This is a genomic window from Bradyrhizobium sp. AZCC 2289, from assembly GCF_036924615.1.
Classification (GTDB): Bacteria; Pseudomonadota; Alphaproteobacteria; order Rhizobiales; family Xanthobacteraceae; genus Bradyrhizobium.
Genome location: NZ_JAZHRY010000001.1, coordinates 2,566,599 through 2,579,749 on the forward strand (window position 1 = coordinate 2,566,599; position 13,151 = coordinate 2,579,749).

The window sequence follows — 13,151 nt, forward strand, 5'->3', positions numbered from 1 at the left end:
CCTTCAAAGCCCGAGACACTCCCGGATATCCATCATGCTGCGGCGCAGCCAGGTCTTCACCGTATTCACCGGCGTCTCGAACTTCGCGGCCAGCTGCTCGCGGCTCCAGCCGTTGTAATAGGCCAGCAGCACCAGCTTCTGCCGATCCGGCTCCAGACGGCCGACGCACTCAAGCAACCGCTTCAATTCTTCCGTCATCTCGCGGCGCGCCAGCGGATCCGGCGAATCGGCGGCCACTTCCATCGCCGTCGGCTCCTCCTCGATCGAGGTTTCGCTGCGCTTGCGCACCACGTCGATGGCGCGGTTGCGCGCGATCGACGCCATCCATGTAATCGGCGAAGCAAGCGCCGGATTGAACTGTCCGGCACTGTTCCAGATCTTGACGTAAGTCTCCTGAATGACCTCCTCCGCTAGATCCTGTCGCCGCAAGATACGAAGCACCACGCCGAAGAGTTTCGCGCGCGTGGCGGCGTAAAGCCGCTCAAAAGCGGCTTCATCCCCCTTGGCAACAGCGGCAATCAGCCAGACCAGCTCAGCTGGCGTCAGCATTCAGCGTCCCCCAATCGCGATCCCCCATCGCTTGTTACGCCGGGAGGTGTCGAGAATCCTTGGTAGCATACCCTGCTCCAAATCGGCCACCAACTCGCCGAACAGAGGGCATTATCAAACTAAAAACCCGGGCCTTGGGGCCCGGGCTTTCGATTGAATATTCGGATTGGCGCGGAGGCGTCAGGCGATGGCGCCGATGCGGGCGCGCATCAGGCCGATACTGTCCATGTCGGCCTGCTCCCGGGCGTTTTCTTCGGCGCGCTCGCGCGCCTGGTCACGCTCGTCCAGCAGTTCGACCTTCTTCAGCTCCTCGAAGGCTTCGCTCAGCAGGCTCTTGGCGTCTTCAAGCTGGATGCGCAGTTCGTCGGCGGAGCGGGTCAGATTCTCCCGCCGCTGGATCGCCGCCTTGGCATAGGTCGGGTAGGCGAAATGGGTGGGATCGTTGATCCCGGCCCGGTCCTGTTCGGTCTGGATTTCGCGCTCGAGGTCGACCGACATCCGCTGAAAGTCGGCAATCATGCCTTCGATCTGGGTGACCCTTCGGCGCTTTTCATCGACCTGAAACTTCTTCAGGCGGATCAGCGTTTCACGTGACTTCATCGACTCATACTCCCCAGAAGTCCCATTTTGAACGCGGGACAAAGCCGGCTCCCCCCGAGGGCCCCGCCGGCATAGCTAATGGTGCGCCGGGGATGATGGCCTGACAAAGTTAGCGTTCCGTTTCCAAATTCGCGAGGATCTGCGCTAGTTGCTGGTAACCGGTGCCCAGGCTGGCGTTTTCCTCCTTGGCCTGGCGAAGGAACCCCTCCAGCGGCTCGTGCAGCCGGATCGCCTCGTCGACCTCGGCGCTGGAACCTGCCCGATAGGCCCCGAGCCGGATCAGTTCCTCCATGTCGGCATAGGTCGCCATCACCTGCCGCGCCTTGGTGATGACGGGCAGATAGGCCGGGTCGGCCGATTTCGGCATGGTCCGGGAGACCGATTTGAGGACGTTGATTGCCGGAAACCGTCCGCGCTCGGCGATCGATCGCTGCATCATGACGTGGCCATCCAGAATGCCGCGCACCGCATCCGCAATCGGCTCATTGTGGTCGTCGCCATCGACCAGCACCGTGAAGATACCGGTGATAGTGCCGGCGCTGGTGCCCGGTCCGGCCCGCTCCAGAAGCTTCGGCAATTCGGTGAACACGGTCGGCGTGTAGCCCTTGGCGGTCGGCGGCTCGCCAGCCGACAGCCCGATCTCGCGCTGCGCCATCGCAAACCGCGTCACCGAGTCCATCAGGCACAGCACGTCCTTGCCTTCGTCGCGAAAATATTCCGCGATTGCCAGGGTCAGATAAGCCGCCTGCCGCCGCATCAAGGCCGGCTCGTCTGATGTCGCGACCACCACCACCGAGCGCGCCAGGCCTTCATCGCCGAGGTCGTCCTGCAAAAATTCCTGCACCTCGCGACCGCGTTCGCCGATCAGGCCAATGACCGTAATGTCGGCATCGACGTTGCGCGCCAGCATCGACAGCAGCACCGACTTGCCGACACCGGAACCGGCGAAGATGCCGAGCCGCTGACCGCGGCAGCAGGTCAGAAACGTATTCAGCGCCCGCACGCCAAGATCGAGCGGCGCGCCGACCCGCTGGCGCGAATGCGCCGGCGGCGGCGAGTTGCGATAGGGCATCGGCGAGGGGCCCTGCGCCAATGGCCCCTTGCCGTCGATCGGTTCGCCCATGGCGTTGATGACGCGGCCGAGCCAGGACAGCGACGGCCGCACTTGACTGGCGGCATTGGCGATCACCGCGCGGCAGCCGCGCCGGACACCTTCGAGGCCCGCGAACGGCATCACGACAGCATTGTTGCCACTAAAGCCGATCACCTCGGCGGGGATGAAGCGGTTGCCGCCGGTGTCGATCACGATGCGCGCGCCGACAGACATCGCATGGATGGGTCCGGCGATCTCGACCATCAGCCCGCGCACGCCGACCACGCGGCCATATATATTGACGCCGTCGATGTCGCCTATCTGCTCCGCGAGCGCCTTCATTGCGAAAACCTTAAGTTTCCGCGTTTTTGAACGGGGCGCTTAACCTCGTGTTTACCCGCATCGTTAATCATTACGTCACTGTCTTTGGTGACTGAGAACGCTCGTCCATCAGAAGAAGGATGAGTCGGAGGAGTCGGTTAGGCCCGTCTCTTAAAGTGGAGCCTGAACGAGAACGGATAAGAAAAGCTGCTTCGACGCAATATCTTAGGGCGATTCGACAAAAATTGCACGGTCAGAGCTTGCGAACAGGAATCAGTTTTTGTTAACCATATCCAGTCAGGATCCGAATCAGTTGTTCAAAGGCGTTTTGAGTGCCGCAAGTGCGGCCGACCTGACGCCCGGAGCGGCGACTATAGGGGACTGGCATGCGCGTTTTGCTGATAGAAGATGACAGCGCCGTCGCGCAGTCGATCGAGTTGATGCTTAAATCCGAGAGTTTCAACGTCTATACGACGGACCTCGGGGAAGAAGGCGTCGATCTCGGTAAGCTTTACGACTACGACATTATCCTTCTCGACCTCAATTTGCCCGACATGTCCGGCTATGACGTGCTGAAGCAGCTTCGGGTGTCGAAGATCAAGACCCCCATTCTGATCCTCTCCGGCCTCGCCGGGATCGAGGACAAGGTCAAAGGTCTCGGCGTCGGCGCCGACGACTACATGACCAAGCCCTTCCACAAGGACGAACTGGTTGCGCGCATCCATGCGATCGTGCGCCGCTCCAAGGGCCACGCCCAGTCGGTGATCCAGACCGGCGACCTCGTGGTCAATCTCGACACCAAGACGGTCGAGGTCGGCGGCCAGCGCGTGCATCTGACGGGCAAGGAATACCAGATGCTGGAGCTGCTCTCGCTCCGCAAGGGCACCACCCTCACCAAGGAAATGTTCCTCAACCATCTCTATGGCGGCATGGACGAGCCGGAGCTGAAGATCATCGACGTCTTCATCTGCAAGCTGCGCAAGAAGCTGGCGAACGCTTCCGAAGGCCGGAACTTCATCGAGACCGTGTGGGGCCGCGGCTATGTGCTGCGCGAGCCGCACGAAGTCGAAGAACGCATCCCCGCCTGATCTCTCAGGGTTTTCCGCGCGCCGCGAGGCTCGCTCCTCCCGACTGGACCCCGCCGCAAATGGCGGGGTTTTCGTTTGCGGGGAGGCTGTCCCGGCCCCTCACCGCTGCCGCGGCTACGCGCGCATCAGCGCCTGGTCCGAGATCAAAGCCTTGTCGGCCACGTATGATGACGACGAGATCTCCCGGATCCGGGCGATCACCAGATATCCGATGACAAATCCAAAGGCGAAGGTGCAAACGAACACGCCCAGGACCATCACGACCGTGGATGTACGGTCCAGCAGCTCCATGACCGGAATATCGGACACCCTGTGAATGGCCGAGATCAACAGCACCGCCACCACCATGCCGGCTCCGAACACGACGCCGTCCAGTACGCGCTTCATCCGCCTGGATTTGTAGCTGCTCCACATCGAATCCTGCACCAGCAGGGCGGTCATCGTTCCGAGGCTCCAGGGAAACAGCAACACAGGCAGGTCGCCCAATACCACCTGCCAGAAGTTTCGGTCGTAAAACTGATTGTAGTCGAAATAGACCTGAACCGGAAAAATCGGCAGCGCGCCCAAAAGGCCGGCCGACAGGATGAACCCGACCGGAGGTTGACCGAACATACCCTCGTTTGCGAACGCGTAATGACGCTTGAGATAATGGACCAGCCAGAAACTGACGACGAATTCCGCCGGCGTGACTATCAACATACGCATGACGCCGTAGAGCTTGTCCCCGGGGATACTAATATCACGGTTCAGGGCAATCAGCCAAAGCAACGACCACCCCACCGTGACCGCCACCGCGGTCGCCACGGTCCACATGATGCCGGGTGGCGGCGCCTTCATCGTGAATCCGATCGCTTCCAGCCGGCGTTTGCGGCCGGCAAAATCCCCCTCCCCCGCCAATGCCCCGCGCGCAATGAACAGCAACAGATTGTCGAGCATGAAATCCAGATCCTTGCGCAAATCCTCCAGCATGCCTCCTGCGGCGTTCTGGGCCGCCAGCTGAAGTTGATTGCTCGGACTGTCTTGCGCGGCAAGCGAGTCGAGTGCGTGCCAGTCGTCGGGCTCCACTTTGCCCTCATGCATGATCGCCCCGTAGACTGCCGCGCTGCTCTTGAGCGTGCGAACCGCCTTGAACGAAACCAGGTCAAAGACGCGCAGCAGCTCGGCATAATGTTCGGAGTTGCGCTCGATGAACGTTTCGCCGTTCGCGCACCACTGCTCCAGATGGTGCATGATGGCGGCGACCTTCAGCAGGCGAGACTGGATGGCGGTTGATTGCACGGCGACAAAATCGTCAATCTGGTAGCCGATCCGCCCGAACTTTCGCCGGATAACGTCGCAGTCTTCAGGTCTGAGTTCGAAGGGGGATCCAGCCAGTTCGTCGCGGAGGTCGAACGCACAGGTCGGAATCCCGGCAATGCCCTGACAGAAGTTCCGCCACGCAAGGGGAATAACAGGTACCAGCCAAACGAAGATCGCCAGCCACATTGCCGCCAGAGGCGACAGCTTGGCCGGAAGCAACAGGTAGATCACGACGAATGGAATGATGAAGATGGTGACGCCGAAATAGAACAATGCACGCGTGGTGTAGGACCGGGTGCCCTTCAGCGTACGGAACCTGAACCAATAAAACAGGACGACGATCAGCGGTCCGCCCAGATGCGTACCAAGATCGTTCAATCCCTTGAGAAGCGTTTCAAGCGACACGGTGGCCTCCTATGCGCGGCTACGCTCGATAATGCAGGCCAGCCACGGCGGGCATCTGACCTCTCTTACGCTGCCTGATTGGCGTTCGCCTGGCGCTCGATCCTCGTTCTTTGCGACAAGAAATCCGCGTTATCCGGCGCCAGCGCGATCGCCGCGTCCATGTCCTTCAGCGCGCTCTCGGGATTCTTGATCTGCGCATAGGCGTTCGCGCGCGAGACGAGGTATTTCGGTTCTTGCGCGTTCCGCGAGATCGCAACGCCGTACGCCTTGATCGCCTCATCCAGGAAGCCGCGCCTGTTGTCGGGACCGGAAGCCATGCCGCAGATAATGCCCTTGATCCAGTAGAACTCGGGGTTGTCCGGCTGGAGCTTGATCGCCTCGGTAATATCGGCCAACGCGTTTTCGTAGAGTCCCACCATCGCGTTGAAATTGGCGCGGCGTACGCGATACTCGGCCCTGGCAGGATCCAGCTTCAGCATCATGGCGAAGCTGGCTGCGGCTTTCGGGATCAGCTTTTGCCGCTGTTGCAGGGTTCCCAGATCGAGGTAGATCTTTGCAAGACGCGCGGCAAGTTCCGTGTCGCCCTCCAGGCCGGCAAGCAGTGCCTGGCCGCGTTGGCACAGTTGCTCGAGTTCTTCCGAGGAGCCGGAAGCCGCGTCGGCGACGAGCATGAATTCCGCGCGCTGCAGCAGCAGCACTTCCCTGGAAGGCTTGACCGCTGCAGCCGTCGCTTCAAGGGGCGGGTTGTGTTCGACGTCGAAAATCTTCCCGTCGGCCGAACGCATGTACAGAACCGGAATTCCCCATTCGACCCGCGATCCGTTCTGGATGAATTGACGTGCCGTCGTAATCGCATTGTCGACCGGGCTGTTACTCGCCAAGGCGGTATAAAAACCCTCCGACATCGAAATCGCCGCACTATCGGTGATCGGAAACTGCATAGCGACGACTGCCGGCAACCATCCGGTCCGCATCAGGCCTATTGCCGGATTTCCGAACCGGTCGCCGACATTGATCTTGGCGCTCTCGCAGCAGTTAAGAACGATAAGGCGCAGGGATTTGCGTGCGCCTGTCAGCATCACCGCGAGATCGGAGGCGAACTTCTTGACCGGCTTGCCGTCCTCGTCGACCATCACGATGAAACCGGTCTCGTCGAAACTGCTCGCACCGCCGTCTTCATCCAGTTCCTCGACGCCGCCATGCCCGATGAAATGAAAGACGTGCCACTCGCCTTCCTGCAGCTTGGTCATCAGGTCTTTTCCGGTCCCGCCCGGAACCCACTGGAAGTCGACACGCCCTTCACGCTGCAGCCTGTCCGTCCCCCTGTTGATGCGATCCCTTTCCTTGATGACGTCCAGTTTCGGCCAGCCCGCGGTCGCCGGATCGGCAATCATGCCGAGAATCCGAAGCGGGCCCTTGACGCCCATTTGCGCGGCCTGTCCCGCCGTCTCGAGATAGCGCACGATCGGCAGCCGAAGGCTGACAAAGCTTGGCATCTCGTTTTCTTCGTAGAGATATTCCCAGGGCAGTCCGGCCAGTTCAGCGGACTCGATGCGTAGTTTGATTCTCAGGTCCTTGCTCTTGCTCCGCGCATAAAGATCCTGGATCGACGGCGTATTCACGAAGATGCTGCGAAAAACCTCCTGTCCAAACTCGCGCAGGACTTTTTCCCCGCGCGAGGCGAGGCCATGGCGATTCTTGTCGTCGATTTCCAGAACGGCATTTTCCAGATCGCCGCGCAGCTTGGCGAGCGCGCCCGGTTCTGAAAACCAGAACTTCACCTTGCATCGCGGCGTTTCCCCGGCCGGAGACCGCAGCACCTTGCCATAGTATTGTTGCGGCCCACTGCCGGCCGGATCGGAACTGATCTCTAGCTCGAAATCATGATATTCAATGACGCTCATTGCAGCCTCACTCGGCCAAAATCTCTTACTTCAGCGGCAACTCGGTTGCGCCCGCGTCGCAAACGCGCGGGAGCCAAAATTCAGTCACAGCATAAAAATCGATCTTCGACTTCGACCTGCCCGCACAACCGGTGCATCGGGTTGAATATCGCCCCGCCGAACCAGGCCCAGTCGTTGCGCGCGATAGGGTCATTCAGCAGAAGGGCGTAGCTGCGCACCTTGCCCGGGCGGACGGTCGCGCCGATCCCGGCAACTTCCGTAGCAACCTGCTCGCGCGGCGACCCAACTGCCGGCGAGTCCTGCTTGTCGAGAGCCCAAACCATGGCTTGCTCCCACAACGTCGTTAGCCTAGCAAAACCAGTTTCTCGATGCAACTTTAAGGAACATTAATTAGCACAAAAGCCCATGGTAGTTCAGCCGTCATCGCGTCCAACGCCGTCATGCCACCGGCACCGCGGCGAGTGCGGCGATGATGTCGGCGCCGTTCGGCACGCCCAATCCCGTACAGGCATTCCAGCCGGGCCCGGCGTCATAACCTTTGCCGCCGACGCGGTTGTTGCCCTGCTCGATCTGGCGAAACGAGGACGGGTTGGCGTAGAGCGTGGAATTGACGAAGCCGAGCGGCGCGCCACGCCTCGCGTTGGCGATCGCGATCAGGCCCGCCCATAAGGGGGCGACCGCGCTGGTGCCGTCCTTGATCACCTCGGCGCCATTGAGGACGATGCGATAGCCGGGCGTGCCGGCGGCGGCACCGGCGACATCGGGGACGCCCCGCCGCCTGGCGCCGTCGTTGACGGAGGGCGGCAGCGCCAGATCGGATTGATAGGCCGGCACTGGAAAGGCATCGCTGATACCGCCGCCGGTCCCGCTCGATCCGTCGTTCCAGACCGCTTCCGCGCTGACGCCGGTTCCGCCGGCAGCCGGCGTCGGCGACGTGCCGCCGCAACTCAGCGCATAGGGACTGGAAGCGGGGAACCAGACGTGAGCCCTGCCGTCGGTCAATCCACCGGTCGCCAGCTCATCGCCGGCGGCGAACAGCACGGTGACTTGCAGGCGTTTCGCATCGGCCAGCACCGCCTGCATGGCGTCGCGCGCCGAATCCGACCAGAATTTCTCGGCGCTGCCCCAGCTGACCGAAAGCACCTGCGGCCGATTGACGTCATCGAAGATCGCCGCATTGATCGCGCCGACCAGGCTCTGCGTGGTATTGCCGGCGAAATAGACCACGATCCTGGCCTTCGGCAGCAAACCGGCCAGAATCTGGAGATCGAGCGCGATCTCCTGGTCGGATACCGTGCCGCCGCCGAAATTGTTGCCGTTCGCCGCAGGCACCGACCCGTCTTCCGCGGCCGGGGTGTCGACGACGACGGATTTGTCGATGATGCGAGGGGCCGTCCGCTGCATCCCGTCCAGCGCCTTGGCGAGATCGGAGGCGAGATAGCCGCCGCCCAGCGCGACGATGCCGACGCAGACCGACGACACGTCGTGGTCCAGCGGGATGCCGTAAAGCGCCGCGACTTCGGTCGGCCACAATCCGGGTCCGCTTCCCGCGCCGGCAAGAGGCCGCACGAAATTCACCGGCCTCGCCGCAAACGGCCGCGTGTCGAAGCCGAGAATGGCGCGGGTCCACGGCGCGATCGCTCTTGGGATCATCAACTGGCCGACGCGCGCGCGAAAGCGATCGCGACCGTCGTCATAGATACGCAGCGTCGCGCCCAGCACCTCGGCCAACGTCCGCGCGGTTGCTTCCAGCACCACGATACGCTGGGCCAGATCGAAGCTGCGCACGGTAACGTGGTTTGCCTTCGCGAGCTTCCTGATGCGCGCCGCCGCCCGGGCGTGGGTGCGGCGGCGCTGCGCGGAAAGCGCGCGGCGCGTGATCGGCTTCGAAAGCCGTGCAAGGTCGCCGGCGCTGCCCGGCTGAAACTGGTCGGGCGAGCGCCGCTTCAGGTGCACCGTGATGACGATCCGCTGATCCGGATCGACGTCGCCGACGTAAGTCGCGCCTTCCGGTTCGGCGCGATAACTGCCTTCGAGCGCTACCTTTTGCCCGGTCATGCCCACGCTTCAGCCCGTTTTATTTTCCGGCGCAATTGCTGGCGGGTATCGGATTCTGCGTATCGTCGATCGCGCATAATGGAACCGACCAGACGAAATCGGCGGAGGTGGTAAGTTGGCTGAGGCCGGGCTTGCCTTCGAAAATTGGCGGCTGGCTGTTGAAGGTCCAGTACCATGCGGGCAGCAATGGACCGATCGGACCGATCGGACCGTTGGCGGTGAACGAGAGGAATCCGGCGACCGATGTCGGTTTGCCGGTTTTGTCGAACACGGCCCGGCCGTGGCAGGTCATGCATGATGCGGTGGCCACGAAGGTGTCCTCGGTCACGGAATTGCCGACGCGAATATCGAGACCGACATTATCGACAAAGTCGGTCTGCGAGCCCTTGAGGCAATAATTCGAATAGACCGGATCGATGTCCGCATTGGCCAGCATGGCGGTCAGTGCCTGCGTCTTGGTGCAATCGGGATAACCCTGGCCGGCGACCGGGTTCGAGGCCACGAACGCCGTCTGCGCCCCGAACGCATCCTTGCAGCCGAGGATATCGCACCTGGCCGGATTGAGCTTGTGCTCGAAGGTCGCCCAGGTCCAGTTCGGCACCAGCTTGCTGATGACGTGCATCGCCACCATCGCATACTGGACGCCGCCGGAGCTGTTGACGTGGTAGAGTTGCGGCACCTGCGCGAGCGTGACCCGGTTATTGGTGAAGGCTGGAATATCGCTGACCGCCATCCAGTTTGCCTTGACCTCCATGGAGTCGATCGGGAACTGCAAATTCTTGCCGAACGCGGCCTTCAGGCCGGAGACCTTGTAGAGGTTGTTTTGCACGATAAAGTCGAACGTCGCCTTGTTGTGGCGGGTTTCTTCGGTGGCGCCCTGCGCGATGCCGGGCGGCAGCGCGGGAAGCAGTCCGCCGCTTTGCTGCACGCCCTCGCGCGCGAGCGCCGGCAGGATCGGCCGCCGCAATGCCGGCGGCGTCGCACCGGTCGGGAATTGCGGGGTGGGCTTGAACGTGTCGCTGTCGCTCGCCCAGGTCTCGAATGTCGAGTTGCTGCCGCCGGCCCGGGTATTGGCCTGGATGAAGAGCTGCCAGGCCACCTGATCCGGCGCCGTCATCGCCGGATTCGGCGTCGACTGCGCCGCAGCCGGGAGATGGGGGAGAAGAAATAAACCACAAACGAGTGCGGTATTGATCGATCGTCTCATCGTCGCTCTCCTCCAAAATGTCAGGGCTGGAATCCGTCGGTCATCCAATTCGAATAACACTGCAGGTTGCATGCGTTATAGACGACCATTCCGGGATTCTCTGTGAAGCCGATCACAGACACGGGCCGTTCGTTCCGGCGGCGTGAGGATCGAACGGCCGTCAATCTTTCGAAATTGAACCAGCGCTTCGCGTCCATCGACTAATGCGTTATGCTGCTGCGAAGCGGGACGAGTCGGGGCGCCCTCAATGATCCTACAATCGCTCGCCGGGCTACCGGCGTTCCTGGTCTATTTCTGCGCGGCGCTTGTCGCCGTCGTCGCCTATCTCTTCGTCTACACCCGCGTCACGCCGCACGATGAATTCAAGTTGATCCGGGAGAATGACCCGGCGGCGGCGATCGCCCTGGGGTTGAGCCTGCTCGGCTTCGTGCTGCCGGTGGTCAGCGCCATCGCCCACGCCGCCAATGTCTGGGATTGCCTGATCTGGAGCACGATCGCGCTGATGGTCCAGATCATCGTCTATTACATCGTCAAGATACCGGTGCCGAATCTGTCGGCGCGGATCGCGGCGGGCGAACTTGCGGCTGCGATCTGGCTCGGACTTTCCTCGCTCGCGGCGGGTGCGCTCAACGCCGCCTGCATGATCTACTGACCATGGATAAGTCTCAGAACAAGGAATTCGGGAAACGCCGACCGGTTGTGGCGCGGCCGGGCCCGCAGCCACCGGTGAAGCGTTCCGGACACGTCGGGCTGCTCATGATGGGCACGCTCGCGATCGGCGGCGGCGCCTACGCGCTGATGCCAAACGAGAATTGCCGGCCACCTTCTCCGGGAATGGCGGGTCCGGCGATCCCGCAAATGAACGCCGAATGCCCCCCGCGGGGATCCTCATCCGGCGGCTCGGGTGGCGGAGGCTTCTCCTCCCGCAGCAGTTTCTTCTCGGGCGATTCCACCTCGAGCCATGCGTCATCGGGCGGCTCCGATTCCGGCTCGGGCGGGGTGACGCGCGGCGGCTTCGGCTCGTTTGCGCACAGCTTTGCCGCGCATTTTTCCGGCGGCGGTTGATCACACCAGCTTTTTCCCGCACGTTGCCGTGAAATGGAGCGCTTTTGCTTGCCCCGACGCCACGAGGTGATGGAAACTCGCACCCGCTCCGGACCCTCAGAAAACAGGATCGCAACCATGAAACGCTCGCGTCGTGTGGTGCTGACATTGATGGGAAGTGCGGCGATCGGGGCCGTATCGATGGGCCTGGTGCCGCGAAGGGACTGCGGTCCCGGCAATACGGCCGTGCCCGGTCCGGGCGGCAAGCCTTACTGCCGCGCGGCCTATGGCGGCTTCGGCGGTATTCGCTTCCACGGCCACGCCCATGGTCACGGCGGTGGTCACGGCCATGGCGGCGGCTGACGCATGATCCAAAAAAGCGGGAATCGGCTTTTCGACAAGATCGTGCGCCAATAACGCCCATGCAGCGCATCATCTGTCCCGAACGCGACGACTGGCGTGCGACCGCCGAAAGCGCCGGGTTCGATTTTCACACCATCGACGGCGAGCGCTATTGGGACGAGCGGGCGTACTATGCCTTCACGCTCGATGAGATCGAACGCCAGATCGAGCAGCCGACCGCCGAGATCGACGCGCTGTGCCTCGAGCTCGTCGGCCATGCCGTCGACGATGAAGACTATCTCGGCCGGCTGAAGATTCCCGAAGCCTTCTGGCCGCTGATTTCGGAGAGCTGGCACCGCGACGATGGCAGCCTCTATGGCCGGCTCGATCTGAGTTTCGACGGCCGCAACCCGGCAAAATTGCTGGAATACAACGCGGACACCCCGACCTCGATTTTCGAAGCGGCGGTGTTCCAGTGGACCTGGCTCGAACAGGCGATCGAACGAAACATCATCCCCAGGCGCGCCGATCAATTCAATTCGATCCACGAACGCCTGATCGAGGCCTGGAAGAAACTCGGCGGCGCGCATCACCTTCATCTCGCCGGCATGACCGACAGTACCGAGGATGCCGGCACGCTGGCTTATCTGGAGGATACCGCAAGCCAGGCCGGACTTGGGACCACGCTGATCGACATCGAGGACATCGGATTGCGCGACGACGGCAGCTTCGTCGATCTCGACGATCGCGAAATCGAGCTCGCGTTCAAGCTCTATCCCTGGGAATGGATGTTTCGCGACGCGTTCGGCGCAAAACTTGCGAAGGCGCCGACGCGCTGGATCGAGCCGCCATGGAAGGCGATCCTTTCCAACAAGGGCATTCTTCCGCTGCTATGGGAGATGTTTCCGAACCATCCCAATTTGCTGCCGGCCTATTTCGAGGACGATCCCAACGCAGCGCGGCTCGGCATGTCGTTCGTGCGCAAGCCGCTATACTCGCGCGAGGGCGCCAACATCGCGCTGGTCAGCGCCGGCACCACGCTCGTGGAGCAGGAAGGACCGTATGGCGCCGAGGGTTTCGTCCGGCAGGCGCTGGCGCCATTGCCGAATTTTTCCGGTCAGCATCCGGTGCTTGGAAGCTGGCTGGTCGACCATGCGCCGTGCGGCCTGTCGATCCGCGAGGACGAGAATCCGATCACCGGCAATACGTCGCGGTTCCTGCCGCACGCGATCCTGTAGAGC

The 13,151-nt window shown here is 62.1% G+C and carries 13 protein-coding genes; 5 read left to right on the plus strand and 8 right to left on the minus strand.

The window, feature by feature from the left end:
• Nucleotides 1–3: 3 nt before the first annotated feature.
• From V1289_RS12535 to fliI, 3 genes are all read right to left on the minus strand, one after another.
• Nucleotides 4–549, minus strand: coding sequence for a sigma-70 family RNA polymerase sigma factor (locus tag V1289_RS12535; RefSeq protein WP_074273458.1), 546 nt, complete (start codon nt 547–549; stop codon nt 4–6).
• 180 nt (nt 550–729) lie between these two features.
• Entirely contained in the window at nt 730–1,149 is a 420-nt protein-coding gene (gene fliJ / locus V1289_RS12540; protein ID WP_074273457.1) for a flagellar export protein FliJ, read from the minus strand.
• A gap of 109 nt (nt 1,150–1,258) precedes the next feature.
• Nucleotides 1,259–2,584: a flagellar protein export ATPase FliI gene (fliI, locus tag V1289_RS12545; RefSeq protein ID WP_334397246.1), complete on the minus strand. Its 1,326-nt coding sequence runs from the start codon at nt 2,582–2,584 to the stop codon at nt 1,259–1,261.
• 365 nt (nt 2,585–2,949) lie between these two features.
• Between fliI and ctrA the strand changes: the two genes are divergently transcribed.
• The gene (ctrA, locus tag V1289_RS12550) at nt 2,950–3,651 is read left to right on the plus strand and encodes a response regulator transcription factor CtrA (RefSeq protein WP_007600544.1); all 702 of its coding nucleotides are present in this window, start codon (nt 2,950–2,952) and stop codon (nt 3,649–3,651) included.
• Between the two features lie 114 nt (nt 3,652–3,765).
• On the opposite strand, the gene V1289_RS12555 is transcribed toward ctrA, so the two are convergent.
• The 5 genes from V1289_RS12555 to V1289_RS12575 all read right to left on the minus strand — a co-directional run bounded on the left by V1289_RS12555 (nt 3,766) and on the right by V1289_RS12575 (nt 10,524).
• Nucleotides 3,766–5,136 (minus strand): hypothetical protein, encoded by a 1,371-nt coding sequence (locus V1289_RS12555; protein ID WP_334397247.1) that lies wholly within the window; start codon nt 5,134–5,136, stop codon nt 3,766–3,768.
• A 284-nt stretch (nt 5,137–5,420) separates the two neighbouring features.
• Entirely contained in the window at nt 5,421–7,259 is a 1,839-nt protein-coding gene (locus tag V1289_RS12560) for a CHAT domain-containing tetratricopeptide repeat protein (RefSeq protein ID WP_334397248.1), read from the minus strand.
• An 80-nt stretch (nt 7,260–7,339) separates the two neighbouring features.
• Nucleotides 7,340–7,582, minus strand: coding sequence for a hypothetical protein (locus tag V1289_RS12565; protein ID WP_334397249.1), 243 nt, complete (start codon nt 7,580–7,582; stop codon nt 7,340–7,342).
• A gap of 115 nt (nt 7,583–7,697) precedes the next feature.
• A complete protein-coding gene (locus V1289_RS12570) occupies nt 7,698–9,317 on the minus strand; it encodes a S53 family peptidase (protein ID WP_334397250.1) in 1,620 nt (539 codons plus the stop codon).
• Between the two features lie 19 nt (nt 9,318–9,336).
• On the minus strand, nt 9,337–10,524 hold the full coding sequence (locus V1289_RS12575; RefSeq protein WP_334397251.1) for a hypothetical protein: 1,188 nt from the start codon (nt 10,522–10,524) through the stop codon (nt 9,337–9,339).
• 247 nt (nt 10,525–10,771) lie between these two features.
• Between V1289_RS12575 and V1289_RS12580 the strand changes: the two genes are divergently transcribed.
• The 4 genes from V1289_RS12580 to V1289_RS12595 all read left to right on the plus strand — a co-directional run bounded on the left by V1289_RS12580 (nt 10,772) and on the right by V1289_RS12595 (nt 13,148).
• Entirely contained in the window at nt 10,772–11,176 is a 405-nt protein-coding gene (locus V1289_RS12580) for a DUF350 domain-containing protein (protein ID WP_334397252.1), read from the plus strand.
• 2 nt (nt 11,177–11,178) lie between these two features.
• Complete coding sequence (locus V1289_RS12585) at nt 11,179–11,589, plus strand: hypothetical protein (RefSeq protein WP_334397253.1); 411 nt, start codon at nt 11,179–11,181, stop codon at nt 11,587–11,589.
• A gap of 117 nt (nt 11,590–11,706) precedes the next feature.
• A complete protein-coding gene (locus tag V1289_RS12590; RefSeq protein ID WP_334397254.1) occupies nt 11,707–11,931 on the plus strand; it encodes a hypothetical protein in 225 nt (74 codons plus the stop codon).
• Nucleotides 11,932–11,990: 59 nt separating this feature from the next.
• Nucleotides 11,991–13,148: a glutathionylspermidine synthase family protein gene (locus V1289_RS12595; RefSeq protein WP_334397255.1), complete on the plus strand. Its 1,158-nt coding sequence runs from the start codon at nt 11,991–11,993 to the stop codon at nt 13,146–13,148.
• The last annotated feature ends 3 nt before the right edge of the window (nt 13,149–13,151 follow it).